We start from the raw sequence: 26,253 nt of genomic DNA, 5'->3' as shown, positions 1-26,253 counted from the left end.
AACCGGCAGCCGCCCTAAGCAACAGGCGTGCCATCTACCCGCTCACGGCGCTGGCCGGCTTCTTTGGGAGTGTCGGGGTCTGGGGCGGAGCCCCAGAAAAGACTCACTCCAACGCCACCCCAACCGCGATCGACGTCCGAGGAGCGTTCCGAAACCTCACCCCGAACTCCTCAGCCCACCGCACCAGCACCGACTGCTCATCCGCCCGATCCGCGTCGTCCACCAGCACCGTCGCCCCCGGAGCCAGCACCCCGCGCAACACCGGTAACGCCGGATACCGCGAGTCCCCGAACCCAGGCCCGTCGATCAGCAACAGGTCGACCAGCCCAAAAGCGTCCACGTACCCGAACACCTCGTCGTGCACGAGTTGAGGCGCGTACCACTGCCCGTGCCGCGACAACGCCGCCGGATGCCGCGATAACGGCGCGTGCACGACCCGCGCGACAGTGCTCAGCCCCTCACGGCGCAGTTGTGAAGCGACGAAGGCCGCGGTGCGTTCGTCGTGCTCGATGGAGAGCAGGTGGCCGAACCCGCGCTGGGCCAGCAGCCGGGCTAACAGCACCGAGGACGAGCCGCAGCCCAGCTCGACGAGCACGGTCCGCGCGCCGAGCACGATCTCGTCCATCACGGCCACCAGGGCGGCCGGGCGGAGTTCGCCGGAGGTCCACGGCAGGTACTCCGAGCTCAGCGGGCCCAGCCGCTGCAGCGCCGAGAGATCCGCGAGCTCGCGAGCGAGCGAGTCGTCCAACCAGGTCTCCCGTAAAGCCTCAGCCCAGCTCGGCCACCGCGCGCACCAGGTCGTCCACCTCGACGGCGTTCGTGTAGTGGGCGAGTCCGACGCGGATGGCGCCGCCGACCTCGCCGACGCCGAGCACCGAGAACACGCCGTACTGGCCGGGGTCGGCGAACGCGCAGACGCCCCGCGAGGCGAGGTGTTCGACGCCGTCCTCCGCTTTCACCCCGGCGATCGTGAACGCCAGCGCGGGTACCCGGCGCATGGCGTCGCCGATCACCATCACGTGTCGCAGCGAACGCAGTTCGTGGATGAGGTTAGCGAGAAGTCCGGCCTGGTACGCCTTCACCGAGCCCAGGGACGTGAGCAGGCGCTCGCGGCGGGTGCCGGTGGCGGCGTCGTCGAGCTCCGCGAGGTACTCCACGGAGGCGACCAGTCCGGCGAGCATCGGGTAGGCGTGCGGGCCGAGCTCCAGGCGTTCCGGGCCGCGGGCGGTCGGGTCCACCGAACACGACGGCAGCCGTTCCAGCACGGACGGGTCGCGGAACACCAGCGCGGCGACCGGAGGGCCGCCCCACTGACCAGCGGAAAGCGCCACGACGTCGGCGCCCATGGCAACGATGTCCAAAGGCACGAAAGGTGCGGCGGAGGAGGCGTCCACCACCATCACGGCACCGTGCGAGCGGGCCACCGCCGAGATCTTCGCCAGGTCCGGGCGGGTGCCGACCACGCCGGACGCGGCGGTGATGGCGATGAGCTTGGTGCGGTCGGTGACGAGCTCGTCGTACTGCCAGCTCGGCAGCTCGCACGTCTCGATGTCGACCTCTGCCCATTTGACCGCGCTGCCGGTGCGCTGGGTGGCGCGCAGCCACGGTGCGATGTTCGCCGGGTGGTCCAGGCGGGAAACCAGGACCTCGTCGCCCATGAACCAGTCGTCGGTCATGGCGTCGGCGAGCCGTTGCAGCAGCACCGCGGAGGAGGGACCGAGCACCACACCCGCCGGGTCACCACCCACCAGGTCGGCCACGGCACGGCGGGCCGCGTCGACGATGGCCTCTGCGCGCTGCGAGGCGGGGAAGATCCCGCCCGGGCCGGAGACAGGGGCGCGCAGCGCGGTGGAGACGGCGGTGGCGACCTGTTCCGGCACCTGCATGCCGGCCGGTGCGTCGAGGTGGACCCAGCCGTCGCCGAGCGCGGGGAAGAGCCCTCGTACCCGTGCGACGTCGAACGCCATGCCACACACCGTACGTATGAGGGCAAACTCGGTGTTGCCCAGCCCCCACCCGGCTGACGCCGGGAACGTCGACAGGACCAGGATGGAGCCATGAACCAGGAGCAGCAGCCAGTGGTGGTCGTCGGTGCGTCGGACGGTGGTGACCTCACCGACCTGGTCGAGCAGCCGGCGAAGGTCATGCGGATCGGCACGATGATCAAGCAGCTCCTCGAGGAAGTGCGGGCGGCTCCGCTGGACGAGGCCAGCCGCAACCGGCTCAAGGAGATCCACAAGCGGTCCATCGACGAGCTGGAGGACGGCCTCGCGCCGGAGCTGCGCGACGAGCTCGAGCGCCTCTCCCTGCCGTTCACGGAGGAGGGCACGCCCTCCGACGCCGAGCTGCGGATCGCGCAGGCACAGCTGGTCGGCTGGCTGGAGGGCCTGTTCCACGGCATCCAGACGGCGCTGTTCGCCCAGCAGATGGCCGCACGGGCCCAGCTGGAGCAGATGCGCGGCCGCGCGCTGCCCGCGGGCGGCACCGATCTGGCAGACGGCTCCGCCGGTCCCAAGGGGACGGGCCAGTACCTGTGAAGGTTGCCCCTCCCCGTCAGTGATCTAGATCCGGGCGTGGTGACCACTCCGTGACGTACCGGCGTCCAGGGGGCTCCTGAGGCGCCGGTACGCTCAGTACTCGTGCAAGCCACCAGTACGCTCGCCCAAGCTGAGGCGCCCCCCGCCGTCAAGTCGCGCAGCTTCAAGCGCGCGTTCGCCGACGTTCGGGAAGCGTGGGACCACCGGGAGCTGTGGGGCCACCTCGGCTGGCAGGACATCAAGCAGCGCTACCGCCGGTCGGTCATCGGTCCGTTGTGGATCACCATCTCGATGGGGACAACGGCGCTCGCGCTCGGCTTGCTGTACTCGGTGCTGCTGGACGCGGAGCTGCCGGCCTTCCTGCCGTACATCACCGCGGGCTTCATCATCTGGAACTTCATCCTCGGCTGCGTGGTCGAGGGCACCGACGTCTTCATCGCCAACGAGGGCCTGATCAAGCACCTGCCCGCACCGATCACGGTCCACGTGATGCGCATGGTGTGGCGCCAGGTGCTGTTCCTCGCGCACAACCTGGTGATCTACCTGATCGTCATGGTGATCTTCTTCGGCACGCTGTCGGAGCCGTACAGGATGACCACGGGCGGCACGGAGCAGCCCGGCATCAGCTGGACGATCCTGCTCGCGATCCCCGGTTTCGTGCTGCTGGCCGTCAACGCCGTGTGGGTGTCGCTGCTGTTCGGCGTCATCAGCACCCGCTTCCGCGACATCCCGCCGGTCGTGAACAGCTTCATCAACCTGGTGTTCTTCATGACGCCGATCGTGTGGGACGCGGACATCCTCACGAAGGTCACCAAGTCCGGTGGCGACTCCCAGTGGCGCGTGCTGATCGCGGAGCTGAACCCGGTCTACCACTTCGTCGAGGTCGTCCGGGCGCCCCTGCTCGGCCACTACGTCGACTGGCACCACTGGGCCGTCGTCGGCGGGTTCACGGTCGTCGGCTGGCTGGCCGCGCTCGTCATCCTGCGCAACTACCGCGCCCGCGTCTCGTACTGGGTCTGAGAGGGAGGACGCGACATGGTCAGCATCGACGTCTGGAACGCATCGGTCGACTTCCCGATCTTCGACGCGAAGTCCCGTTCACTGAAGAAGCTCGCACTCGGCAAGGTCGGCGGCAAGATCGGCTCCGAGGGCAAGGTGCCGATCATCGAGGCACTGCACGACATCACGCTGTCCCTCAAGGACGGCGAGCGCGTCGGCCTGATCGGCCACAACGGCGCGGGCAAGTCCACGCTGCTGCGCCTGCTGGCGGGCATCTACGAGCCGACCCGCGGCCAGTCGCGGATCGTCGGCAAGGTCGCTCCGGTCTTCGACCTCGGCGTCGGCATGGACCCGGAGATCTCCGGCTACGAGAACATCATGATCCGCGGCCTCTTCCTCGGCATGAGCCGCAAGGAGATGGAGAAGCGGGTCGACGACATCGCGGAGTTCACCGAGCTCGGTGACTACCTGCAGATGCCGTTGCGCACGTACTCGACGGGCATGCGCGTCCGGCTCGCGCTGGGCGTCGTCACGTCGATCAACCCCGAGATCCTCCTGCTGGACGAGGGCATCGGCGCCGTCGACGCGGCGTTCCTGGCGAAGGCCCGCGACCGGCTCAAGGACCTCGTGGCCCGCTCCGGCCTCCTGGTGTTCGCGAACCACTCCGACGAGTTCCTCATGGAGTTCTGCAACACCGCGATCTGGATGGACGAGGGCCACGTCAAAATGCACGGGGACCTGCGTGAGGTGCTCACCGCGTACAAGGGCTACGACCCGTTCGAGCGGATGAGCGCGGACCAGCTGGCCAGGCTCGGCCACACCCCCGTACTCAGCGGAAATGGCGGCGAGTAGACCGTGAACACCGAGGCACTGCCCAAGGGCTCCGTGGTCGCGGTGGTGGTCACCCGCCACCGCAGGGAGCTGCTGGCCGAGTCGCTGAAGGCGCTCTCGACCCAGACGCGCGTCCCCGACCACCTGGTCGTCGTCGACAACGGTCCCGACCAGCCGGTCGACGACCTGGTCGAGCAGTGCCCCCTCCCCACCACGTACCTCGCCTCGCACCGCAACCTCGGCGGTGCGGGCGGGTTCGCGCTCGGCATGCTGCACGCGTTGTCGCTGGGCGCGGACTGGGTGTGGCTGGCCGACGACGACGGCCGTCCCGCCGACGAGAACGTGCTGGAGGTGCTGCTGGAGGAGGCGCAACGGCGCAAGCTCGCCGCCATCTCCCCCGTCGTCACGAACATCGACCGGCCGGACAAGCTCGCGTTCCCGCTGCGCCGCGGGCTGACGTGGAAGCGGTCGGCGGCCGAGCTCGGCACCGACTTCCTGCCGGGCATCGCGTCGCTGTTCAACGGCGCGCTGTTCCGCGCGACCACCCTGGACGTCGTGGGCGTGCCGGACTACCGGCTGTTCTTCCGCGGCGACGAGGTGGAGATCCACCGCCGCCTGGTGCGCTCCGGCGTGCCGTTCGGCACCTCGCTGCGGGTGGCGTACGTGCACCCGGACGGCTCCGACGAGTTCAAGCCGATGCTGGGCGGCAAGTTCCACGCCCAGGACCCGGAGAACCCGGTCAAGCGCTACTACACCTACCGCAACCGGGGTTACCTGCTCTCGCAGCCCGGCATGCGCAAGCTCGGTCTGCTGGAGGTCTTCCGGTTCGGGCTCTACTTCCTCGGGGTCAAGCGCGACCCGAAGGGGTTCGTGGAGTGGCTGAAGCTGGTGCGGCTGGGCCAGAGGGAACGCTTCTTCCGCAAGTGAGGCCGTGGGCGACGCAGCTCAGGTGAAGGTGTAGGGGATCTCGATGCTCGATGCGGTCGCGTTGCTGGCTGCACTGGTCACGGTCGTGCTGCTGTGGGTGCCGGGTCTGGCACTGGCGGCGACCGCCGGTCTGCGGGGCTGGCTGCTCATCGGAGCCGCCCCCGCCGTCACCATGAGCCTCGTCGGCATCGCCGCACCGCTCTTCGCGATGGCCGGCGTGCGGTGGAACCTGTGGACCTTCATCGTCTGGTGCGTCGTCATCACCGGCGTCATGGGCGTCGTCGTATTAGTGCTGCGCCGCCGCGGCCGTGAGCTGACCATCCCGCAGGTGCCGTGGTCCACGTCCGGTCACCTCACGGTGGTGGTGTCGGTCGTCGTCGCCGCGGTCGTGGCGGTGCTGGTGCTGCGCGCCGCGACGCACGGCCTGGCCACCGTGCCGCAGGGCTGGGACGCGCCGTTCCACGGCAACGCCATCCGCCTGATCGCGGAGACCGGCAACTCCAGCCCGCGCGCGCTCGCGTGGATCGACGCGCCGGACAACCCCGGTGGCAGCTTCTACCCGAACGCCTACCACTGCTTCGAGGCGCTGGTCTACGACATCAGCGGCGCCGACATCCCGCGGATCATCAACACGGGCATGCTGGTCACCACCACGCTGACCATCCCGCTGGGCACGATCGCGCTGGTCAGGGCCGTCGGCGGGGCGGCGGGCTTCGCCGCGGCGAGCGCGCTGGTGTCCACGTCGTTCGCCTACTACCCCTGGGACCTCTACCAGTGGGGCCAGCTCTTCCCGTACGCCGCCGCGCTCGCGATGGTCGTGCCGTTCTTCTCGGTCCTGATCCGCTGGCTCGACACCCGCGCCGACCGGCTCGGGGTCGTGGTGGCGTTCCTCGGCGCCGGTCTGACCGCCACGCACTCGGCCTCGGTGTTCGTCGCCGCCGGCTTCGGCGTGTTCCTGGTGCTGCAACGGCTTCTCGCCAACCCGCGCGAGTGGGTCCGCCGGGAGCTGCCGCGGCTCGCCGTGGTGGCCGTCGCGATCGTCGTGCTGGCCTCGGCGTACCTGCTCGGCGCGAGCACGATGGCCGGTGCCACCGCCGCCTTCAACTGGCCGGCCGTCACGACGGTCTCGCGCGCGTTCGGCGACGCGATCCTGTTCGGCAGCGACGCGCCGTGGCCGCAGTGGCTGCTGGCACTGTTCACGATGGCGGGCCTGCTGCTGTTGTGGCGCGAGAAGACCTGGCGCTGGATGGTCGCGGGTTACGTGCTCTTCCTCGGCCTGCTCGTCAGCGCGGCGGGGCTCGACGCCCCGTGGGTCCAGACCATCACCTCGCCGTGGTGGAACGACCGCTTCCGGCTCGCCGCCGTGATCATCCTGCCCGCGACCCTGGCGGCCGGCTGGGCGCTGCAGACCGCCGCGCGCTGGGTCACCGACCGGGTGTTGCAGCGCGTGCCGGAGACGACCCGCTCGCGCCGGACCGCCGTGGCCGTGCTCGCGGTCGTCGCCGTCGTGCTGGCGGCCGGCTACTTCGGCCAGAGCCACGGCTACGCGGCGCGCAACGCCGACCGCATGACGTGGACGTTCGACAGCCCGGTCCTCACGCCGCTGGAGCACCAGGGCCTGATCGAGACCGGCAAGATCGTCAAGAACGGCGAGCTGATCATGAACGACCGCGGTGACGGCACCGTGTGGGCGTACGCGCTCTCCGGCCGGCGCCCGGTGATCGGGCACTTCCAGGGCAGCGTCGCCACGCCGAAGCGCGAGCTGCTGCTGAACAAGTTCAACCGGTTCGAGAAGGACCCGCAGGTCGCGGAGGCCATCCGCTCGTTGAACGTGAAGTACGTGATGGTCGGCTGGGGCATGATCGCGGAGTTCAAGCGCGCGGAGGGCCTGCAGAAGCTCGACCTGGTCGACGGGCTCACCCCGGTCTACCGCAACCCGGAGTTCCAGCTGTACCGGGTGGAGTGGGACAAGCTCGCCAAGTGATCCGCCGAGGTGGAACCGCTGTCGGCGACACCCGTTCCGGCGGAGGGCCGGCCGCGACCACATCGTGAACTTCTCCGGCGCCGTCGTCGCGCACTTCGGGTAATTCCTCGCGCACCTGCGGTGATCGGAGTAAGACGGGACGCGTGATCTCCCGACGCAGACTTCTTTCCCTGGCAGGCGCGACGGCACTGCTCACCGCGTGCGGTTCCAACACCGGCAGGGGCGGCAACGGCCAGGCCCTCAAGCAGTGGTACCACGCCTACGGCGAGCCGGGCGTGCAGCAGGCGGTGGAGCGGTACGCGAAGGCGTACGGGAAAGTCCCCGTCGACGTGCAGTGGAACCCCGGCGACTACGACTCCAAGCTCGCGACGAGCCTGCTGTCCGACGGCGGACCGGACGTCTTCGAGTCCACCCCGCAGATCAGCTCGGTGCGGGCAGGCCAGCTCGTGCCGCTCGACGACCTGCTCGGCGACGCCAAGAACGACTTCACCGCCTCGATCCTCGCCGGCCACACCGTCGACGGGAAGCTCTACGGCATCCCGCAGGCGGTGGACATGCAGATGTTGTTCTACCGCAAGAGCATGTTCGCGGCCGCGGGTGTCACGCCACCGTCCACCGTGGACGAGCTGGTCGACGCGGCCCGCAGGCTCACGACCGGCGGGGTGAAGGGGCTCTTCGCCGGCAACGACGGCGGTGGCGCGGTGCTGGGCGGGCCGGCGCTGTGGTCGGTCGGGCTGGACTACGTGCGCGACCACCAGGTCGGGTTCGACGACCCGCTGGCGGCGCGGGCGGTCGGCAAGCTGCGGGAGCTCTACACCAGCGGCAGCCTGCTGCTGGGCGCGGTGAAGGACTGGGCGGAACCGGACGCGTTCACGCAGGGGCTCGTCGCCATGCAGTGGACCGGGCTGTGGACCGTGCCCGCGGTCCAGAAGGCGCTGGGTGACGACTTCGGGGTGCTGCCGTTCCCGAAGCTCACCGACAGCGGCAAGGCCAGCGTGCCGGTCGGGGCGTTCGGCGCGATGGTCAACGCCAAGTCGAAGCGGGTCGACGAGGCGAAGGAGTTCGTGCGGTGGTTGTGGGTCGAGCGGACCGACTACCAGGAGGACTTCAACCTCGGCTACGGCTTCCACATCCCGCCGCGCGACAGCATCGCGGCCAAGGCGTCGAAGCTGTCCGGCGGTGCGGCGGCGGACGCGGTGAAGTTCGTGCGGGACAACGCGAAGGCGTCGAACCCGCCGGACTGGACGTCGGCGATGCGGACGGCGTTCAACGACGCGGTGTCGCGGGTGGTGCGTGACGGCGCACCGGCCGACGCGGAGCTGCGGGCCGCGGCCGCGAAGGCACGGGACGAGCTGAAGCGCCTGTACGGATGAGGCACGGGCGGGCGTTCTGGCTGTTCGTCGGCCCGTTCGCGGCGGGGCTGCTCGTGTTCGTGTACGTGCCGATCGGGTGGAGCCTGCTGCTGTCGTTCTTCGAGGCGCGCAACACGGTGACGCCGGCGGAGTTCGTGGGGCTGCGCAACTACGCCGACATGCTGACGGACCAGCCGTTCCTGGCGAGCCTCGGGACGTTCAGCGTGTTCGCGGCGTTCATCGTGCCGTTGACGTTCGTGCTGGCGCTGGCGCTGGCGTTGCTGGTCAACCAGATCAGCTTCATGAAGGCGTTCTTCCGGTCGGTGTTCTTCCTGCCGACGGCGTGCTCGTACGTCGTGGCGTCGCTGGTGTGGAAGCTGTCGATCTTCAACGGGGTGCGGTTCGGGCTCGCGAACACGGTGCTGGGGTGGTTCGGCGCCGAGCCCGTGGCGTGGACGGTGTCGACGTCGCCGCCCTGGTATTGGCTGGTGCTGGTGACGTTGCGGCTGTGGCTGCAGCTGGGGTTCTACATGATCCTGTTCATCGCGGGCCTGCAACGGATCCCGCAGCACCTCTACGAGGCCGCGTGGATCGACGGGGCGTCACGCGGCTGGCAGACGTTGCGGTACGTCACGATGCCGCAGCTGCGCACGACGTCGGTGGCCGTGCTGCTGTTGCTGCTCGTCGCGGCCTACCAGGCGTTCGACGAGTTCTACAACGTGCTGGGCACCGACCGCGGCTACCCGCCGTTCGCACGGCCGCCGTTGATCTACCTCTACTACACGGCACTGGGCAGCGGCGGGCAGGACTTCGGGCACGGCAGCGCGGGCGCGGTGATCCTGACGGTGCTGATCGCGGGTGTCACGCTGCTGCAGGGGCGGGTGTTCACACGATGAAGGTCCTCCGGTACTTCGCACTGTCCCTGGCGGCGGTGCTGTTCCTGGTCCCGTTCTACCTGGTGCTGCGCAACGGGCTGGCGACCGAGGCCGAGCTGACGGCGCCGACCTGGACGTTCTGGCCGCGGGAGATCCGCTGGGAGAACTTCGCCGAGCTCTTCGCGAACCCGGCCGTGCCGTTGCTGCGCAGCATGGTGAACTCGCTGGTGGTGGCGGTGCTGCAGACCGCGGGGCAGCTGGTGCTGTGCGGGCTCGCCGGCTACGGGCTGGCGCGGATCCCCTACCGGTACTCGAACGTGGTGCTGGTGCTGGTGGTCGCGACGCTGATGATCCCGGCGGCGGTGACGTTCGTGCCGACGTTCGTGGTGGTGTCGACGCTGGGCTGGGTCTCCGACCTGCGCGGGCTGGTGATCCCCGGCCTGTTCAGCGGGTTCACCACGTTCCTGTTCCGGCAGTACTTCCTGAACTTCCCGCGCGAGGTCGAGGAGGCCGCGCGGATCGACGGGCTCGGGCACTGGGGCACGTACTGGCGGGTCGTGGTGCCGAACTCGAAGGGGTTCTTCGCCGCGCTGGGCGTCATCGCGTTCGTGACGAGCTGGAACCAGTTCCTGTGGCCGTTGGTGATCGCGCAGGACCAGGACTCGTGGACCGTGCAGGTGGCGCTGTCGACGTTCCTGACCGCGCAGTCGATCGACGTCGTGCAGCTGTTCCTCGCGGCGGCGGTGTCCATCACGCCGCTGGTGATCGTGTTCGTGGCGCTGCAACGGTTCCTGGTGCGCGGGGTCACCGAGACCGGTGTGAAGGGCTGAGAACGACGACGGGCCCCGCTGCACACCAGCGGGGCCCGTCGTCCGTTCAGCCGATCAGTTCTCGAACACCTTGCGCCACGACTCGACCGAGGTCAGCTCGGGCAGGGCGTCGCGGTACAGCTTCTGCATCCGCGGCCACTCCGCCGACAGCCGGCGGTAGTTGGCGACCGCGCGCTTCATCAGCGCGCGGAACTCCTTCGGGTCGCGCTTGCGGAACGCGACACCGCTGCCGTCCGGGTGCGACACGGTGGCGCTGTCCAGGTTGCCCAGCAGGTACCAGCGCGCGTTCGCCGACGGCACGTTGACCTGCGGGCGGGCCGTGGTCGACGGCTGCGGGCTGCGCAGGTTGTGCAGCACGGCCTTGCCGGCCTCACGGGCCAGGACGACCTTGTTCGAGGGCCTGCTGAGCATCTGCTCGGTGCGGACCATGTCGAAGGTCGGCGGCGGGAACTCGCGGGCCGACGGCAGGGTCTGCGCGTCCTGGAAGTTCTTGCGCAGCTCGCGGATCTCCGGCAGCGCCGTGCGCAGCGAGTCGAAGAGCTTCGACGGGCCCGCCAGGAAGTCCTCCAGCGCCTTCTGCTGGATGGCGACCGTCGAGTACTCCATCGACAGCAGGTGCACCAGCGACTGCTTCAGACCCTGCTTGAGCAGCGTCTTGCGCACGTCGTACGGGCTGTGCAGCGCGGCCAGGATGAGCCGGTTGCGGGTGTGGAAGTACGCCTGCCAGTCGGTGGCGTCGTTCTTGTCCGTCCACGGCATGTGCCACACGGCCGAGCCGGGCAGCGAGACCGTCGGGTAGCCGCGGTCGAGCGCGCGCAGCGAGTACTCCGCGTCGTCCCACTTGATGAACAGCGGCAGCGGGTAGCCGGTGCGCTGCACGACCTCACGCGGGAACAGGCACATCCACCAGCCGTTGTACGTCGAGTCGATGCGGGTGTGCATCTCCTCGGTCTCGCGCAGCGAGGAGGCGCCGAAGTCGTGGTCGGTGAGCGCGCCGGGGGCGGCCCGCCAGTAGCAGGTGCCCAGGTCGACGACCTCGCCCATGCTGTGCAGCCGGGAGCGGGCCTGCAGGTTGAGCATGTGGCTGCCGACGATGACCGGCTGGGCGGCGGCGCGCGCGAACGCGTTGGACCGCAGCAGCGCGTCCGGCTCCAGGCGGATGTCGTCGTCCATCAGCATGATCTGGTCGACGTCGGTGTGCTCGATCGCCTCGTACAGACCGCGGGTGAAGCCACCGGAGCCGCCGAGGTTCTCCTGCTCGATGACCTCCAGGCGGTCGCCCAGCACCGCGGCGGCCTCGGCGAAGCCCTCGGTGTCGCGGACCTTCACGGCGCCCTGGTCGGCGACGAAGACCTTCTGCACGACGTCGAGCACGGCCTGGTCCTCGCCGAGCGTGCGCAGCGCGATGACCGCGTCGACCGGGCGCATGGTCGTCATGCCGATGGCGACCTTCTGCGCCGGCAGGTCCTGCTCGGTCGTCCACGCCGCGTGGTCGATCTCCAGCGTCGAGTCGTCGGTGAAGACGTCGAACCAGATCCAGCCGCCGTCCTCGTACGGCTTCAGGTTGATCTTGAAGGTGACCTCGGTCGCCGCCTTCGGGCTGCGAACCGTGGTGCCTTCGAGGTGCACGATGTCGCCGCTGGGCTTGGAGCGGTAGACGTCGATGCGACCGGCGCCGCGCACGGACATGCGCAGGACGACGTCGTCGATGATCGTCCAGCGCCGCCAGTAGGCCGCGGGGAACGCGTTGAAGTACGACGCGAACGACACCCGCGCGGACTGCGGGATGGTGACCGCTTGGCGCGAGGACACGTGGCTGTGCACGTGCTCGGGCTCGTCGAGGTACAGCGGTCGAACGTCGAGCGGGTCCTCGTCGCGCGGCAGGATCACGCGCTGGAGCACCTTCGTCGGGTCGATCGGTTTAACGGCGGCCTTGGCCTGCTCAGTCACGTGCTTCCTCCGGCGAACCGACGTGGTCGTCTTCGGTTCGAGTCAGCTCTGTCAATGGCGACGACGGCAACTGCCACACCGGTTGAACGTGGCGTGCGTGTCGTCGGGTTGCATGGTAGGAGATGGACACGGAAAAGCCCGCCTGAACCTCAGATTACCGCAGGTCAGGCGGGCTAACCACATCAGTCGAGTGAACCGTCGAGCTTGGCGCCCTCGCTGAGGTGCGGGGCGATCTTGTTGTCGAACACGCTCAGCGCGGCCCCGATGGCCATGTGCATGTCGAGGTACTTGTACGTGCCGAGGCGGCCGCCGAAGATCACGTTCTTCTCCGCGGCCTCCTTCTTCGCGAGCTCGCGGTACCGCTCGAGCTTCTCGCGGTCCTCGGCCGTGTTGATCGGGTAGTACGGCTCGTCGTCCTTCTCCGCGGCGCGGGAGAACTCGCGGACGATGACCGTCTTGTCCTTGGGGTAGGTGTCCCGCTCCGGGTGGAAGTGCCGGAACTCGTGGATGCGGGTGTACGGGACGTCCGCGTCGTTGTAGTTCATGACCGGCGTGCCCTGGAAGTCGCCGATCGGCAGGACCTCCTGCTCGAAGTCGAGCGTGCGCCAGCCCAGCCAGCCCTGCGAGTAGTCGAAGTACCGGTCCAGCGGCCCGGTGTAGACGATCGGCGTGCCCGCGGGGATCTCGTCGCGCACGTCGAAGAAGTCCGTGGAGAGCTTCACGTCGATGTTCGGGTGGTCCGCCATCTTCTCGAGCCACGCGGTGTAGCCGTCGACCGGCAGGCCCTCGTAGGTGTCGTTGAAGTAGCGGTTGTCGAAGGTGTAGCGCACCGGCAGGCGGGTGATGACCGCCGCGGGCAGCTCCTTCGGGTCCGTCTGCCACTGCTTCTGGGTGTAGGCCTTGATGAACGCCTCGTAGAGGGGGCGGCCGATCAGCGAGATCGCCTTCTCCTCGAGGTTCTTCGCGTCCTTGGTGTCGATCTCCGCGGACTGCTCGGCGATGTAGGCCTTCGCGTCCTCCGGCGACATGTACCGGCCGACGAACTGCGAGAGGAGGCCGAGTCCCATCGGGAACTGGTACGCCTGACCGTTGTGCATCGCGAACACGCGGTGCTGGTAGCCGGTGAACTCGGTGAACTGGTTCACGTACTCCCACACGCGCTTGTTCGACGTGTGGAACAGGTGCGCGCCGTAGCGGTGCACCTCGATACCTGTCTCGGGCTCCGCCTCGGAGTAGGCGTTACCACCGATGTGGTCACGACGATCGAGCACCAGGACCCGCTTGTTCAGCTGGGACGCGGTGCGCTCGGCGACCGTGAGACCGAAGAACCCGGAACCGACGACAATCAGGTCATAACCTGCGAAGCTCACCCCCAAGAGGGTAGTCGTGACGGCTCCCAGCGCCATCGAGGCCCCCTGGGCGCCGCCTTCCGCTCAGGCGTGCGCCGGCCGTTGTCTAAGGTGACCGGGTGCTGTCCTCGGTACGTCCCAAGCTGCTCAGCCCCCCTGTCCTGATGGCGGCCGGGCTCGGCGTCTTCGGTCTGGCCGGCTACCTCTTCGTCACGCTGACCGGCCGCACGCTCGTCACGAGCGAGGCCCTGCGCGCGACGAACTTCTACTTCGTCGTCAACGTGGTCGGCCCCGGCATCTTCTTCGCGCTGGAGCAGGTCACGAGCCGGTCGGTGAGCGCGGCCGTCGCATCGGGACACGCGCTGCGCCCGGTCGTGCGCAAGATGTGCATCGGCGGTGCGTCGCTCGTCGGTGTGGTGATGGCGGGGCTGCTGCTGCTCTCGCCGTACCTGCTGCCGAAGACGCTGTACGGCGACTGGGGGCTGTTCCTGGGGGTGCTGGCCACCCCGGCGATCCTGGCGGCGCTCAGCATCGTGCGTGGCGCGCTCGGCGGCCTGCAGCGGTTCAGCGGGTACGCCGCGTCCCTCATGGTCGAGGGCGGCGCGCGGATCGTGGTCGTGTCGCTGCTGGTGTTCGGGCACGTGTCGTCGGCGTGGATCTTCGGCGCCGGCTACCTGGCCAGCTCGCTGGTCGCGGTGGCCGCGGGCCTGCTGTGGCTGCGGACCGCCCCGAGCGGCGGTGACCAGCGCGTTCCCGGTGAGGTGCCGCTGCTGACCAAGGCGCTGGCCGCGCTCGCGACGGCCAGCCTGCTGGCCCAGCTGCTGCCGAACCTCGCGCCGCTGATGGTGTCGTCCCGGCTCGGCGAGGACAGCCTGGTCGCGCTGGCGTTCGCGCAGGCCGTGGTGGTCGCGCGGATCCCGCAGCTCGCGTTCTTCCCGGTGCAGACGATGCTGCTGCCCGCGCTGACGGCGGCGGTGACCAGGGGCGACTTCGGGTTCGTGAAGCGGCGGATCATGCTCACGCTCGGCGCCGTGACGGCGCTGGGGCTGGTCTACTCGGTGCTGTTCGTGCTGGTCGGCTCGTGGGTGCTGCGGGTGTTCATGGGCACCGACACCTCCACGCTGACCGCGCTGGTGATGGCGCTGCTGGCGTTCGGCACGGTGGTGCTGATCGGGGTGTTCGCGGTGCAGCCCGCGCTGGTCGCCATGGGCAACGACCGCACCATCACCGGCGCGTGGGCCCTGGGCACCGCGGCGACGTTCGGCTTCGCCCTGCTGCCCGGCGACGTGCCCACCATGGCGGCCGCCGCGCAGGTCGTCGGACCGGCACTGACGCTGCTCGTGATCCTGGTCAGCTTCTTCCGGCTGTCCGGCGCCGCGCACCGGCGCAGCGAAGCCGGGCGCTGACCGGCGCACCACGCGCAACGGCCCCCGTCGGTGACGGGGGCCGTTGCTGTGACCGGTGTGCCGAGCGGGTCAGCTCAGGCCGCGCTTGGCCAGCGCCATCGTCCGCTTCACGTCGCCGCCCTTGAGCGCGTCCAGCGCGGACTGCATCGCGTGCAGCCGGCTGAACACGTGCAACCGGGCCGCGCGGGCCGCCTTCGTCCAGCCCTTCGCCTCCAGGCGCTTCGCGGCGTCGAGGTAGAAGAACTTCTCCTCGTCGAACCGGATCACGTCCTTGGCGTGGTTGGACGAGTGGCTCGCCATGTGGCGGCGGTAGCGGAACACCGGCGTCGGGTCGAGCGCCAGCGTGCCGCCCTTGAGCAGCAGGTCGGTCACCCAGCCGAGGTCGCCGATCGAGCCGAAGTCGTGCCGGATGGTGGTGCCCGCGACGACGTCCTGGCGGAAGGCCATGGCCGGCACGTACAGCCAGTTGCCGTTCATCAGGCTGGCCAGCGCGTCGGGGCCGTCGAGCTCGGAGTGCTTCCACGCGTTGCGGCCCGCGAAGATCTTCACGCGGTCGGCCAGCGGCAGCGGGTCGTGCGGTTTGCTGTTGTCATCGACCACGATCACGCCGGGGTGGGCCATGATCGCGTTCGGGTGCCGCTCGAACATGCCGAGCACGACGTCGACGTAGTTCGGCTCCAGCGCGTCGTCCGCGCCGAGCACGACCAGGTACTTGCCCCGTCCGAGGGACATCGACCGGGTGACGTTCTCGGTCGCGCCGAGGTTGACCTCGTTGCGCACGTACTCGATGCGCGGGTCACCGATCTGCCTGATGTAGTCCTCGGCGGCGGTGCCGGGGTACTGGTCGTCGACGACCGTGAGCAGCCACTCGTCGCGGGTCTGCGCGCACACGCTGTCGATCATCTCGAACAGGATCTTCGGTTCGAGGTAGTACGGCGCCACGAAGTGGACGGTCATGGCTCACTTCCCCGCTTCGTCGGCCGGCGGCTCAGCCTGGCGGATCGCGATCGCCCTGGCCAGGCGCGCGTAGCGCAGCTCGAGCTCCTTGAACCGCAGGTACGTGTTCAGCGTCGCGGCGGTGAAGACGATGACGATGCCGTACAGGAGCAGGTCGGTGCCCCTGCCGACGCCGAGCCAGCCGGCGATGACCGTGAGGTCGCCCGGCCGCAGCACCGCGTAGATGCCGAAGATCACGAACAGGATGAACGCCAGCTTGACGCTCGCCGCCGACTTCGCGTTGCCCCGCTTGCGCACGAAGAGGATCAGCAGGCCCGCGACGAGGAGAACGAGGATGTACTGAATCGGCATGTCAGTGCGCCCTGCCCTTCAGCATCGTGTCGAAGAGGATGTTGACGCCGTTGATCAGCGACTGGCCCTTGGACATCGAGTACTCGGTGTAGAGGATCGTCACCGGCTCCTCGGTCACCCGCCAGTTCCGCACGCTGATGAGCTCGACGATCTCCGACGCGTGGCCCATGCCGTTGAGAGTGATGTTCATCTCGTCGGCGACCTTCTTGTTGAACACGCGCAGGCCGTTGTGGGCGTCGGTCAGCCCGAGGGAGCGGGTGCGCGGGCTCAGCAGCACGACGGTCTTGAGGACGAGCCGCTTGATCCACGGCACGCTCTCCTGGACGTCGCCGCGGAAGCGGGTGCCGACCACGATGTCGACGTCCTCGGACCGCAGGCGCTCCAGCATCACGAGGACGTCCTCGATGCGGTGCTGCCCGTCGGCGTCGAAGGTGACGAAGTACTTGGCCCCCGGCTGTTTGCGGGCGTACTCGATGCCGGTCTGGATGGCCGCACCCTGGCCGAGGTTGACCGGGTGCTGCACGAGGTGCGCCCCGCCGGCGCGGATGCCGGCCGCCGAGTCGTCCTTGCTGCCGTCGTCGACGCACACGATGTTCGGGAACGTCTGGCGTGCGTGGCGGATGACTTCCTCGATGACCTGTCCCTCGTTGTAGCAGGGGACGATGAGCCACACGTCTGGCCAATCGGTCACAACGGAACTCCAAGAAACGCCGCAACATGGGTGGCCAGGTCGTTACACGCACGACCCAGGGCCGAGATGGCCGGAGCGTACTGCAACGGCACCCCTCTACACTGCCTCGGGTACTGCCCCGGCCACCACCGCGGTACTCGCGCGACCCGATCGGTCAGCGCCTTGGTCAGGGGTTTTCCGATCTTGGAGAGGAATTCTCGATGGTTGGTGTGGCCGTCGTCGGCGCCGGTTACTGGGGCCCTAACCTGGTGCGCAACATCCAGGCGACCCCGGACTTCAGGCTGACCACGCTGTGCGACCTGAACGTGGAACGCGCCCAGCAGGTGCTGGGCCGGTACAGCACGGTCAAGGTCAGCGCGTCCCTGGACGAGGTCCTCGCCGACCCCGAGGTCGAGGCCGTGGCCGTCGCCACGCCCGCCGCCACGCACCTGCCGGTGGCGCTCGCCGCGCTCGAGGCCGGCAAGCACGTGCTGGTGGAGAAGCCGCTGGCGTCCTCCTACGCGGACGGGCTGAAGCTGGTCGAGGCCGCTGAGCAGCGCGGACTGACCCTGATGCTCGACCACACCTTCGTCTACACGCCGGTCGTGCAGCACCTGCGCGAGCTCGTGCGCGGCGGTGAGCTCGGCGAGCTGCAGTACATCGACTCGGTGCGGATCAACCTGGGTCTCGTGCAGCCGGACATCGACGTGCTGTGGGACCTCGCCCCGCACGACCTGTCGATCCTCGACGCCATCCTGCCCGACGACGTGCACCCGGTCGCCGTCTCCGCGCACGGCTCCGACCCGGCGAACCTGGGCCGCGCCTGTGTGGCGTACCTCTCGGTGCAGCTGTCGAACGGCGCCATCGCGCACGCCCACGTGAACTGGCTCTCCCCCACCAAGATCCGCACGATGATCGTGGGCGGATCGGGCCGGACCGCCGTGTGGAACGACCTGGACCCGACGCAGCCGCTGGCCATCTACGACCGCGGGGTCGACTGGCCGACCGACGAGGAGCGCCGGATCTCCTACCGCATCGGCGACGCCGTGGCGCCCGCTCTGAAGGGCGGGGAGGCGCTGCGCGCCGTAATGGCCGAGTTCGCGGCTGCGATCATCGAGAAGCGTGCGCCGCTCACCGACGGACGAGCGGGCCTCCGCGTGCTCGCACAGCTCGAGGCTGCATCCCAGAGCCTCGCCCAGGGCGGCACTTTCGTGCCCGTAGTGAACGCTTAACCCCGAGGAGCACCGAAGATGGAGTTGACCGACCGGCGGATCGTGGTCACCGGCGGTGCCGGCACGATCGGCTCACACGTGGTCGACCAACTGCTGGACGCCGGTGCGGCGAAGGTCGTCGTGATCGACGACCTGACCCGCGGCCGTGTGGAGAACATCGCGGAGGCGCTCGAGCGGGCGCCGGAGAAGGTCGAGCTCGTCGAGGGTGACATCCGCGACATCCCGCTGGTCAAGAAGACCATCGCGGGCGCGGACGCCGTCTTCCACCTCGCCGCGCTGCGCATCACGCGGTGCGCCGCGGAGCCCAGGGTGGCGCTGGAGGTGCTGGTCGACGGCACGTTCAACATCATCGAGGCGTCCGTCGAGGCGAACGTCGAGAAGGTGATCGCGTCGTCCACGGCGTCGGTCTACGGCCTCGCCGAGGAGTTCCCCACCACCGAGCGCCACCACCCGTACAACAACGACACGTTCTACGGCGCCTCGAAGGCGTTCAACGAGGGCATGCTGCGCAGCTTCAAGGCGATGCACGACCTCGACTACGTGGCGCTGCGCTACTTCAACGTGTACGGCCCGCGCATGGACGCGCACGGCAAGTACACCGAGGTGCTCATCCGCTGGATGGAGCGCATCGAGGCCGGCCAGCCGCCGCTGATCCTCGGCGACGGCAAGGCGACGATGGACTTCGTGCACGTCAAGGACATCGCACGCGCGAACATCCTGGCGGCGCAGGCGGACGTCACCGACACCGTCTACAACATCGCCTCGGCCACCGAGACCTCGCTGATCGACCTGGCGCGGGCGTTGCAGGAGGCGATGGGCGCGACCGGTGAGCTGGAGTTCGGCCCGGAGCGGTCGGTCAACGCGGTGCCGCGCCGGCTCGCCGACATCTCGGCCGCCGAGCGCGAGCTGGGCTGGAAGCCCACCATCTCCATGCACGACGGTCTCGTCGAGCTGGTGCAGTGGTGGCGCAGCGTGAAGGGCAACGTCTGATGATCCCGGTTATCAAGCCCTTCCTCGGTGAGGAGGAGGCACTGGCCGCGGCCGAGGTGGTCCGCTCCGGCTGGGTCGCCCAGGGACCGCGGGTCGCCGAGTTCGAGAAGCGGTTCGCCGCTGCCCAGGGCGCCGGCCACGGTGTCGCGGTGTCGAACTGCACCACCGGCCTGCACCTGTCGATGCACGTGCTGGGGCTCGGCGCGGGCGACGAGGTCGTCGTCCCGTCGTTCTCGTTCATCGCCACGGCCAACGCCGTCCGCTACGTCGGCGCCACGCCGGTGTTCTGCGACGTCGACCCGCTGACGGGCAACGTCACGGCGGAGACGATCGCGGCCGTCATCACGCCGCGCACGCGCGCGGTCATCGCGGTGCACCAGGGCGGCATGCCGTTCGACGTGGACGCCGTGCAGGCGTTGTGCGACGAGCACGGCATCCAGCTGGTGCACGACTCGGCCTGCGCGGCGGGCTCCACGTACAAGGGCAAGCCGGTCAGCTCGACGGCGAACCTGGCCGCGTGGTCGTTCCACCCGCGCAAGCTCCTCACCACCGGTGAGGGCGGCATGGTCACCACCAACGACGCCGACCTGGCCGTCCGCCTGCGCAAGCTGCGCGAGCACGGCATGAGCGTCTCCGCCGCCGACCGGCACGCCACCAACAGCGTCAAGCTGGAGGCGTACGAGGAGGTCGCGTTCAACTACCGCATGACCGACATGCAGGCGGCGGTCGGCCTGATCCAGCTGTCCAAGCTGGACGGCGTCATCGCCAAGCGCCGTGAGCTCGCCGAGCGCTACCACAAGATGCTCGCCGAGATCGACGGCCTGACGTGGGTCAGCGACCCGGAGTACGGCACGACGAACTACCAGTCGTTCTGGGTCGTGCTGCCGGACTCGGTGGAGAAGTCCGTCGTGGACGTCCTCACCGAACTGCTCGGCAAGGGCATCTCCGGCCGCCGCGGCATCATGGCCTCGCACCTGGAGCCCGCCTACGCGGGCACCGACGAGGCGGAGCGCGCCACGCTGCCGGTGACCGAGCACCTGACCAGGCGTTCGCTGATCCTGCCGCTGTTCCACCAGATGACCGAGTCCGAGCAGGACCAGGTCGTGTCGGCTCTCGCGGAGTCCCTGAAGTGACGGCGGCTCGCCCGTTGCTGCTCGTCGGTGCGGGCGGACTGGCTCGGGAGGTGTTGGGCGCGGTCCGCGCGCTCAACACCGTCTCGCCGTCGTTCGACGTGCTGGGCTTGCTGGACGACAACCCGGCCCGGCACGGCGAGCTCGTCGACGGCGTGCCGGTGCTCGGTGGCACCGGCACCGTCCACGAGCACCCGGACGCGCAGGTCGTGATCTGCACGGCCAGCTCGCGCAACCAGGCGTCCAGGCGGACGATCTCCGCCCGCCTGGGCCTGCCGGACGAGCGCTACGCCACGGTCGTCCACCCCCTCGCGAGCGTCGCCCACGGCGTCGAGGTCGGCCACGGGTCGGTCCTGCTCGCGTTCGTCGCCGTGACCGCTCCGCAGCGGATCGGCGCACACGTCGTCGTGATGCCGCACGTGACGATCACCCACGACGACCAGATTTCCGACCACGTCACGTTCGCCGCCAGGGTCGCCCTGGCCGGCGGCGTGTCCGTGGGCGAGGCCGCCTACCTGGGCAGCGGTGCGCTGGTCAGGGAAGGCCTGTCCGTCGGCGAGCACGCGCTGGTCGGCATGGGCGCGGTGGTGCTCGAAGACGTTCCGCCGTACGAGGTGTGGGCGGGTACCCCCGCACGCCGCCTGCGGGTTCTCCCGCAGTCCGACGATCTCATGAGGACGAACAAGCGATGAAGATCCCTCCCGTTGACCTGAAGTTCCAGCACGCCGAGATCGCCGACGAGGTCGCCGCGGGCTGGGAGCAGGTGCTGGCCAACACCGCGTTCATCGGCGCGCCGCAGATCGCCGAGTTCGAGAAGGCGTACTCCGAGTACAGCGGTGTCGCGCACACGATCGGTGTCGGCAACGGCACGGACGCGCTGGAGCTGGCCCTGCGCGCGGTGGGCGTCGGCCACGGTGACGAGTGCATTGTGCCCGCCAACTCCTTCATCGCGACCGCCGAGGCCGTGGCCCGCGCCGGCGCCACCCCGGTGTTCGTCGACTGCGACCCGGACACGTACCTGATCGACACGAAGGCCGCGGTCGCCGCGTTCACCGAGCGCACCAAGGCCGTCCTGCCGGTGCACCTCTACGGCCAGATGGCGCCGCTGGAGGAGCTCAAGCCGGTGTGCGACGAGCAGGGCATCTTCCTGATCGAGGACGCCGCCCAGTCGCAGGGCGCCAAGCGCAACGGCGCGATCTCCGGCTCGGTCGGCCACGCCGCCGGCACGAGCTTCTACCCCGGCAAGAACCTCGGCGCGTACGGCGACGCCGGTGCGGTCACCACGCAGGACGCCGACCTCGCGCAGAAGGTGCGCCTGCTCTCGCAGCACGGCTCGCCGGCGAAGTACGTGCACAGCACGCTGGGCTTCAACAGCCGCCTCGACACGCTGCAGGCCGTCGTGCTGCACGCGAAGCTCAAGCGCCTCAACGCGTGGAACGTCATGCGCCAGGAGGTCGCCGCGTACTACGGCGAGCTGCTCGCGGGCGTCGAGGGCGTGCGGACGCCGGTGACCCTCGACGGCAACGAGCACGTGTGGCACCTCTACGTCATCCGCGTGGCCGAGCGCGACCGCGTGCTCAAGCACCTGCAGGACAACGGCGTCGGCGCGCAGATCCACTACCCGACCCCGATCCACAAGACCGAGGCGTTCGCCACCGGCGGGTCGTTCCCGAACGCCGAGCAGACTGCGGGCGAGATCCTCTCGCTGCCGATGTACCAGGGCCTGACCCGCGCGCAGCAGGAGCGCGTGGTCGAGGTGCTCGCAGAGGCCGTCAGGTGACCGGCGTCTTCGTCCACCCCAACGGCCTGTGCGAGAGCGAGACCGTCGGCGAGGGCACTCGGGTGTGGGCGTTCGCGCACGTGCTGAAGGGCGCGCGCGTCGGGCGTGACTGCAACATCTGCGACGGCGCGTTCGTGGAGAACGAGGCCGTGCTGGGCAACAACGTCACGGTGAAGAACAACGTCCTGGTGTTCAACCTCGTGACGTGCGAGGACGATGTGTTCCTCGGCCCGAACGTGGTGTTCACCAACGACATGCGGCCGCGCGCGCACCAGAAGCTGGGCTCGGACGCGCTGCTGCCGACGCTGGTGCGCTCCGGTGCCACGATCGGCGCGAACTCGGTCGTCGTGTGCGGCACGGTCATCGGCGAGAACGCGTTCGTCGGCGCCGGTGCCGTGGTGGCGCGCAACGTCCCCGCGCACGCCTTCGTCGTCGGCAACCCCGCTGTGCAGAAGGGCTGGGTGTGCCGGTGTGCCGCCCGCCTGGACGAGAACCTGACCTGCCCGGAGGACGGGACCCGGCACCGGCTGGTGTCGGACACCGAGGGCCTGGTCGCACTCTGATGTTGCGTTGATCCAGGGGGAGCGCCGGGCCCGGTGCTCCCCCTTCGACTGTCCACGAGCTGAGCGAAGGAAGACGTCTTGCGGCACGCGATCGTGATCGGTGGTGGCATCCTCGGCCTGGCGACGGCGAACGAGCTGGTCGGCAGGGGTTACCGGGTGACGGTCCTGGAGAAGGAGGGCCGCTGGGCGGCCCACCAGAGCGGCCACAACTCCAACGTGGTGCACGCCGGGCTCTACTACAAGCCGGGCTCGTTCAAGGCCAGGATGAGCGTGGCCGGCAACCGTTCGATCATCGACTTCGCGCGGGAGAACGGCGTCTCGCACGAGGTCTGCGGCAAGCTCGTGGTCGCCACCTCCGCCGACGAGCTGCCCGCCCTGCAGGTCCTCGCCACCCGCGCGGAGGCCAACGGCGTCCCCGCCAAGATGATCACCCCCGCCGAGGCGCGCGACTACGAACCCGAGGTCTCCTGCGTGGCGGCGCTGCGCGTGGAGAGCACCGGCATCATCGACTTCCCCGGCGTCTGCGACGCGCTGGTGCGCCTGCTGACCGCCGCCGGCGCCGACCTGCGCCTGTTCACGCCCGCCCTGGGCATCCGGCCGGGCCGTTCCGGCGGCGTCGAGGTCGCGACCGGCTCCGAGGTCCTGCGCGCCGACCTGCTCGTGAACTGCGCGGGCCTGCAGTCCGACCGCGTGGCACGGCTGGCGGGCCTGCAACCGCGGGCGACGATCGTGCCGTTCCGCGGCGAGTACTACGAGCTGGCCCCCTCGGCCCGCGGCCTGGTGCGCGGCCTGATCTACCCGGTGCCGGACCCGACGCTGCCGTTCCTCGGGGTGCACCTGACCCGGATGCTCGACGGCTCGGTGCACGCCGGCCCGAACGCGGTCCTCGCGCTGCGCCGCGAGGGCTACCGGTGGAGCCAGGTCTCGCCCGCCGACCTGTGGGAGGTGGCGCGGTTCCCCGGCATCTGGAAGCTGGCCCGGCGCTTCGGCCGGACGGGCGTCGAGGAGGTGCTGCGCTCGTTCTCGAAGCGGCGGTTCGCGGCGTCGCTGGCCCGGCTGGTGCCGGCGGTGCAGGAGACGGACCTCGTGCGCGCCGAGGCCGGGGTGCGGGCGCAGGCGATGCTGCCCGACGGGTCGCTGGTGGACGACTTCCTGATCGAGACCGCGGCCGCGCAGGTGCACGTGCTGAACGCGCCTTCACCGGCGGCGACGTCGTCGCTGGAGATTGCGCGGTACGTGGCCGATCAGGCGGTCGCGCAGGCCTGATCCGGCGGTCCGGGCAGCCTGGTTTGGCGGTTGCGCGGGCCTGGTCAGCGGTCCGGGCGCCGTCGAAACGGTGCCCGGGAATTGTCGGACCTGCTGAGTACCGTGAGTTGCGAGGGGTTCCCAGGCCGGGGGGACCCCTGCGCGAGCCTGCGGTCGTGCACGACTGGCGCGGCGGGGATGGGCGCGGCGGGGATGGGCGCGGCGGGGATGGGCGCGGCGGGGTGGCGCACGGTCCGGCCACGGTCGGCGGCCCGGATGCGCGGCGAATCGGTGCGCGGTTCGACACGCCAGGCAGGCGGTTCAGCCCGTCCGCACGCCGTCCAGGCCGTCCACACGCGGTCCGGCCCGACCGGCACGCGGTCCCGCTCACCGGTCGAGAGCCACCCACCCCGGAACCGTCCGCAGGAAGGGCTGAACCACCCTCCCCGCGGCCTGACCGTGCGGCCTGACCGTGCGGCTCGACCAGGCAGCCCGACCAGGCGGCGCGACCGCGCCCCTGGGTCAGGCGGTGCGGAAGTAGTCCACGGTGCGGGCCACGCCCGTCGCGATGTCGACCTCCGGGGTCCAGCCGAGGTCGCGCTTCGCGGCGCTGGCGTCCAGTGCGGAGGCGCGGAGGTCGCCGAGGCGGGCCGGGGCGTGTTCGGGCTCGTCGGCCGTGCCCACGGCCTTGGCGACGAGGGTGTGCAGTTCGCGGTCGGAGACCTGCTGGCCGGTGCCGATGTTGTAGCGGCGGCCGCCGCCGGCCTCGCCGGAGGCTGCGACGAACGCGGAGACGACGTCCTCGACGAAGACGTAGTCGCGGGTGTTGCCGCCGTCGCCGAAGACCTTCGTCGGGCGGCCGGCGAGGAGGGCGTTGGCGAAGATCGCGACCACGCCGGCCTCGCCGTGCGGGTCCTGGCGGGGGCCGTAGACGTTGGCCAGGGCCAGGTGGGTGCACTCCAGGCCGTAGAGCTGGCGGTAGGTGTTGAGGTAGACCTCGCCGGAGACCTTCGAGGCGGCGTACGGGGACTTCGGGTTGATCGGGACCGACTCGGCGACCGGGAGGACGTCGGGGGTGCCGTAGATCGAGCCGCCGGAGGAGGCGAAGCAGACCTTGCGGACGCCGGCGCGGCGGGCGGCTTCGGCCAGGTTCACGGTGCCGAGGACGTTCTGGGTGGCGTCGTCGAGCGGGCGTTCGACGCTGACGCGCACGTCGATCTGGGCCGCCAGGTGGTAGACGACCTCGGGGGCGGCGGCGGACACCACGTCGGCCAGGTCGGGCGACGTGATGTCCAGCTCCGTGAAGGAGTACCGGTCGGCGTGGGCGGCGGGGGTGGTGCGCTTGCCGCGGCGGAGGTCGTCGACGACGTGGACGGTGTGGCCGTCGCGCAGCAGGCGGTCGACGAGGGTGGAGCCGATGAAGCCGGCGCCGCCGGTCACGAGAGCACGCATGACCGCGAGCCTACGAGGTCAGAACCAGCGCTCGAGGACCAGGGCGATGCCGTCCTCCGAGTTGGGAGCGGTGACCTCGTCCGCGGCCTCCAGCGCGGCGGGGTGGGCGTTGGCCATCGCGACGCCGTGACCGGCCCACCGCAGCATCGGGACGTCGTTGGGCATGTCGCCGAACGCGACGACCGCGCTGGCCGGGACGTCGAAGCGGGCGGCGGCGTCGGCGAGGCCCGTGGCCTTCGTCACGCCCTTGCTGGAGAGCTCGATCAGGCCGTTGTTCGTGGAGAAGGTCACGTCCACGTGGTCGGTGACCAGGCCCTCGCAGGCCTCGACCATCTCGGCGCTGGTCATGCCGGTGTGCCTGACCAGGAGCTTGATGGCGTCGAAGCCGAGCACACGGGCGCGGTAAGCGTCCTCGGACGGGCCCTCCGGCCAGGCGTGCTCGTAGCCGTGCTCGGCGACGAAGTCCGACTCGGCCGCGGTGTCACCGAGGCGTTCCACGGCGAGCGCGCAGCCGGGCAGCACGCGGTCGAGGGTGCTCGCGAGGTCGCTGAGCAGCACCGGGTCGAGGCCGCGGCGCCACAGGACGCGGTCGGCGGCGATGTCGTAGAGGGCGGCGCCGTTCGCGCAGACGGCGAGACCGGTGGTGCCCGCCTTGGCGGCCGGGGTGGGGATCCAGCGCGGCGGGCGGCCGGTGACCAGCACGAAGGGCACGTTCGCCGCGATCACCCGGCTGACCACCGCTGCGGTGCGGGGTGACACCTCGTCGGTGGGGGTGAGCAGGGTTCCGTCGATGTCGGTCGCGACCAGCAGAGGTTGTTCCACGTCCACCATGTTGCCTGGTCT

At 69.9% G+C, this 26,253-nt stretch carries 25 protein-coding genes; 16 read left to right on the top strand and 9 right to left on the bottom strand.

The window, feature by feature from the left end:
* Positions 1-103: 103 nt before the first annotated feature.
* Both ADL03_RS36610 and ADL03_RS36605 read right to left on the bottom strand, forming a co-directional pair.
* Positions 104-748: a class I SAM-dependent methyltransferase gene (locus ADL03_RS36610; RefSeq protein ID WP_053738206.1), complete on the bottom strand. Its 645-nt coding sequence runs from the start codon at positions 746-748 to the stop codon at positions 104-106.
* 19 nt (positions 749-767) lie between these two features.
* Positions 768-1,967 (bottom strand): cysteine desulfurase-like protein, encoded by a 1,200-nt coding sequence (locus tag ADL03_RS36605; RefSeq protein WP_053738205.1) that lies wholly within the window; start codon positions 1,965-1,967, stop codon positions 768-770.
* 90 nt (positions 1,968-2,057) lie between these two features.
* On the opposite strand from ADL03_RS36605, the gene ADL03_RS36600 reads away from it, so the two are divergent.
* From ADL03_RS36600 to ADL03_RS36565, 8 genes are all read left to right on the top strand, one after another.
* Entirely contained in the window at positions 2,058-2,537 is a 480-nt protein-coding gene (locus ADL03_RS36600; RefSeq protein ID WP_053738204.1) for a bacterial proteasome activator family protein, read from the top strand.
* 102 nt (positions 2,538-2,639) lie between these two features.
* Positions 2,640-3,557: an ABC transporter permease gene (locus ADL03_RS36595; protein WP_053738203.1), complete on the top strand. Its 918-nt coding sequence runs from the start codon at positions 2,640-2,642 to the stop codon at positions 3,555-3,557.
* 15 nt (positions 3,558-3,572) lie between these two features.
* Positions 3,573-4,388 (top strand): ABC transporter ATP-binding protein, encoded by an 816-nt coding sequence (locus tag ADL03_RS36590; protein WP_053738202.1) that lies wholly within the window; start codon positions 3,573-3,575, stop codon positions 4,386-4,388.
* 3 nt (positions 4,389-4,391) lie between these two features.
* Positions 4,392-5,294, top strand: a complete 903-nt coding sequence (locus ADL03_RS36585) for a glycosyltransferase (RefSeq protein WP_053738201.1) — start codon at positions 4,392-4,394, stop codon at positions 5,292-5,294.
* A gap of 43 nt (positions 5,295-5,337) precedes the next feature.
* Entirely contained in the window at positions 5,338-7,278 is a 1,941-nt protein-coding gene (locus ADL03_RS36580; RefSeq protein WP_053738200.1) for a DUF6541 family protein, read from the top strand.
* A 143-nt stretch (positions 7,279-7,421) separates the two neighbouring features.
* Positions 7,422-8,651, top strand: coding sequence for an ABC transporter substrate-binding protein (locus ADL03_RS36575; protein WP_157529617.1), 1,230 nt, complete (start codon positions 7,422-7,424; stop codon positions 8,649-8,651).
* Positions 8,648-9,526, top strand: coding sequence for a carbohydrate ABC transporter permease (locus tag ADL03_RS36570; RefSeq protein WP_053738199.1), 879 nt, complete (start codon positions 8,648-8,650; stop codon positions 9,524-9,526). The genes ADL03_RS36575 and ADL03_RS36570 overlap by 4 nt, the downstream gene beginning before the upstream one ends.
* Positions 9,523-10,335 (top strand): carbohydrate ABC transporter permease, encoded by an 813-nt coding sequence (locus tag ADL03_RS36565; RefSeq protein ID WP_053738198.1) that lies wholly within the window; start codon positions 9,523-9,525, stop codon positions 10,333-10,335. Before ADL03_RS36570 ends, ADL03_RS36565 begins: the two co-directional genes overlap by 4 nt.
* 54 nt (positions 10,336-10,389) lie before the next feature.
* On the opposite strand, the gene ADL03_RS36560 is transcribed toward ADL03_RS36565, so the two are convergent.
* Together ADL03_RS36560 and glf are read right to left on the bottom strand one after the other, a co-directional pair.
* Entirely contained in the window at positions 10,390-12,285 is a 1,896-nt protein-coding gene (locus ADL03_RS36560) for a glycosyltransferase (protein ID WP_053738197.1), read from the bottom strand.
* A gap of 182 nt (positions 12,286-12,467) precedes the next feature.
* The gene (glf, locus tag ADL03_RS36555) at positions 12,468-13,655 is read right to left on the bottom strand and encodes a UDP-galactopyranose mutase (RefSeq protein ID WP_157529616.1); all 1,188 of its coding nucleotides are present in this window, start codon (positions 13,653-13,655) and stop codon (positions 12,468-12,470) included.
* A gap of 98 nt (positions 13,656-13,753) precedes the next feature.
* Between glf and ADL03_RS36550 the strand changes: the two genes are divergently transcribed.
* A complete protein-coding gene (locus ADL03_RS36550) occupies positions 13,754-15,040 on the top strand; it encodes a hypothetical protein (RefSeq protein WP_157529615.1) in 1,287 nt (428 codons plus the stop codon).
* Positions 15,041-15,109: 69 nt separating this feature from the next.
* Here the strand turns inward: ADL03_RS36550 and ADL03_RS36545 are convergent, their stop codons facing one another.
* The 3 genes from ADL03_RS36545 to ADL03_RS36535 are packed head-to-tail and all read right to left on the bottom strand — an operon-like array spanning position 15,110 to position 17,039.
* Positions 15,110-15,997: a glycosyltransferase gene (locus ADL03_RS36545; RefSeq protein ID WP_053738194.1), complete on the bottom strand. Its 888-nt coding sequence runs from the start codon at positions 15,995-15,997 to the stop codon at positions 15,110-15,112.
* A gap of 3 nt (positions 15,998-16,000) precedes the next feature.
* Positions 16,001-16,348 (bottom strand): DUF2304 domain-containing protein, encoded by a 348-nt coding sequence (locus tag ADL03_RS36540; protein ID WP_053738193.1) that lies wholly within the window; start codon positions 16,346-16,348, stop codon positions 16,001-16,003.
* A 1-nt stretch (position 16,349) separates the two neighbouring features.
* A complete protein-coding gene (locus ADL03_RS36535) occupies positions 16,350-17,039 on the bottom strand; it encodes a glycosyltransferase family 2 protein (RefSeq protein WP_053738192.1) in 690 nt (229 codons plus the stop codon).
* A gap of 200 nt (positions 17,040-17,239) precedes the next feature.
* Between ADL03_RS36535 and ADL03_RS36530 the strand changes: the two genes are divergently transcribed.
* The 7 genes from ADL03_RS36530 (at position 17,240) to lhgO (ending at position 23,979) form a co-directional block, all read left to right on the top strand.
* On the top strand, positions 17,240-18,250 hold the full coding sequence (locus tag ADL03_RS36530; RefSeq protein WP_053738191.1) for a Gfo/Idh/MocA family protein: 1,011 nt from the start codon (positions 17,240-17,242) through the stop codon (positions 18,248-18,250).
* Positions 18,251-18,268: 18 nt separating this feature from the next.
* On the top strand, positions 18,269-19,240 hold the full coding sequence (locus tag ADL03_RS36525) for an SDR family NAD(P)-dependent oxidoreductase (RefSeq protein WP_197288957.1): 972 nt from the start codon (positions 18,269-18,271) through the stop codon (positions 19,238-19,240).
* Positions 19,240-20,373: a DegT/DnrJ/EryC1/StrS aminotransferase family protein gene (locus tag ADL03_RS36520; RefSeq protein ID WP_053738190.1), complete on the top strand. Its 1,134-nt coding sequence runs from the start codon at positions 19,240-19,242 to the stop codon at positions 20,371-20,373. The genes ADL03_RS36525 and ADL03_RS36520 overlap by 1 nt, the downstream gene beginning before the upstream one ends.
* Entirely contained in the window at positions 20,370-21,062 is a 693-nt protein-coding gene (locus ADL03_RS36515) for an acetyltransferase (RefSeq protein WP_157529614.1), read from the top strand. The genes ADL03_RS36520 and ADL03_RS36515 overlap by 4 nt, the downstream gene beginning before the upstream one ends.
* Positions 21,059-22,150, top strand: coding sequence for a DegT/DnrJ/EryC1/StrS aminotransferase family protein (locus ADL03_RS36510; RefSeq protein ID WP_053738189.1), 1,092 nt, complete (start codon positions 21,059-21,061; stop codon positions 22,148-22,150). The genes ADL03_RS36515 and ADL03_RS36510 overlap by 4 nt, the downstream gene beginning before the upstream one ends.
* Positions 22,147-22,713, top strand: a complete 567-nt coding sequence (locus ADL03_RS36505; protein WP_053738188.1) for an acyltransferase — start codon at positions 22,147-22,149, stop codon at positions 22,711-22,713. The genes ADL03_RS36510 and ADL03_RS36505 overlap by 4 nt, the downstream gene beginning before the upstream one ends.
* Before the next feature lie 78 nt (positions 22,714-22,791).
* Positions 22,792-23,979 (top strand): L-2-hydroxyglutarate oxidase, encoded by a 1,188-nt coding sequence (gene lhgO, locus ADL03_RS36500; protein ID WP_053738187.1) that lies wholly within the window; start codon positions 22,792-22,794, stop codon positions 23,977-23,979.
* A gap of 501 nt (positions 23,980-24,480) precedes the next feature.
* Here the strand turns inward: lhgO and ADL03_RS36495 are convergent.
* Together ADL03_RS36495 and ADL03_RS36490 are read right to left on the bottom strand one after the other, a co-directional pair.
* On the bottom strand, positions 24,481-25,410 hold the full coding sequence (locus ADL03_RS36495; RefSeq protein WP_053738186.1) for an NAD-dependent epimerase/dehydratase family protein: 930 nt from the start codon (positions 25,408-25,410) through the stop codon (positions 24,481-24,483).
* A gap of 18 nt (positions 25,411-25,428) precedes the next feature.
* Positions 25,429-26,241: an HAD family hydrolase gene (locus tag ADL03_RS36490; RefSeq protein WP_369809058.1), complete on the bottom strand. Its 813-nt coding sequence runs from the start codon at positions 26,239-26,241 to the stop codon at positions 25,429-25,431.
* Positions 26,242-26,253: the final 12 nt, after the last annotated feature.

Origin of the sequence: Nocardia sp. NRRL S-836, from assembly GCF_001279525.1 — a bacterium.
Taxonomy (GTDB): Bacteria; Actinomycetota; Actinomycetes; order Mycobacteriales; family Pseudonocardiaceae; genus Lentzea.
The sequence above is the reverse complement of the archived record's forward strand: the minus strand, read 5'-3'. Positions and strand labels throughout refer to the sequence as shown.

Excerpts from the sequence above, each read along its gene's own strand:
- ADL03_RS36545 (WP_053738194.1), bottom strand. The coding sequence starts at position 15,997 with ATGACCGTCCACTTCGTGGCGCCGTACTACCTCGAACCGAAGATCCTG.
- ADL03_RS36510 (WP_053738189.1), top strand. The coding sequence starts at position 21,059 with ATGAAGATCCCTCCCGTTGACCTGAAGTTCCAGCACGCCGAGATCGCC.
- ADL03_RS36580 (WP_053738200.1), top strand. The coding sequence starts at position 5,338 with ATGCTCGATGCGGTCGCGTTGCTGGCTGCACTGGTCACGGTCGTGCTG.
- ADL03_RS36530 (WP_053738191.1), top strand. The coding sequence starts at position 17,240 with ATGGTTGGTGTGGCCGTCGTCGGCGCCGGTTACTGGGGCCCTAACCTG.
- ADL03_RS36490 (WP_369809058.1), bottom strand. The coding sequence starts at position 26,241 with ATGGTGGACGTGGAACAACCTCTGCTGGTCGCGACCGACATCGACGGA.
- ADL03_RS36605 (WP_053738205.1), bottom strand. The coding sequence starts at position 1,967 with ATGGCGTTCGACGTCGCACGGGTACGAGGGCTCTTCCCCGCGCTCGGC.
- ADL03_RS36590 (WP_053738202.1), top strand. The coding sequence starts at position 3,573 with ATGGTCAGCATCGACGTCTGGAACGCATCGGTCGACTTCCCGATCTTC.
- ADL03_RS36495 (WP_053738186.1), bottom strand. The coding sequence starts at position 25,410 with ATGCGTGCTCTCGTGACCGGCGGCGCCGGCTTCATCGGCTCCACCCTC.
- ADL03_RS36540 (WP_053738193.1), bottom strand. The coding sequence starts at position 16,348 with ATGCCGATTCAGTACATCCTCGTTCTCCTCGTCGCGGGCCTGCTGATC.
- ADL03_RS36600 (WP_053738204.1), top strand. The coding sequence starts at position 2,058 with ATGAACCAGGAGCAGCAGCCAGTGGTGGTCGTCGGTGCGTCGGACGGT.
- ADL03_RS36520 (WP_053738190.1), top strand. The coding sequence starts at position 19,240 with ATGATCCCGGTTATCAAGCCCTTCCTCGGTGAGGAGGAGGCACTGGCC.
- ADL03_RS36525 (WP_197288957.1), top strand. The coding sequence starts at position 18,269 with ATGGAGTTGACCGACCGGCGGATCGTGGTCACCGGCGGTGCCGGCACG.
- ADL03_RS36570 (WP_053738199.1), top strand. The coding sequence starts at position 8,648 with ATGAGGCACGGGCGGGCGTTCTGGCTGTTCGTCGGCCCGTTCGCGGCG.
- ADL03_RS36565 (WP_053738198.1), top strand. The coding sequence starts at position 9,523 with ATGAAGGTCCTCCGGTACTTCGCACTGTCCCTGGCGGCGGTGCTGTTC.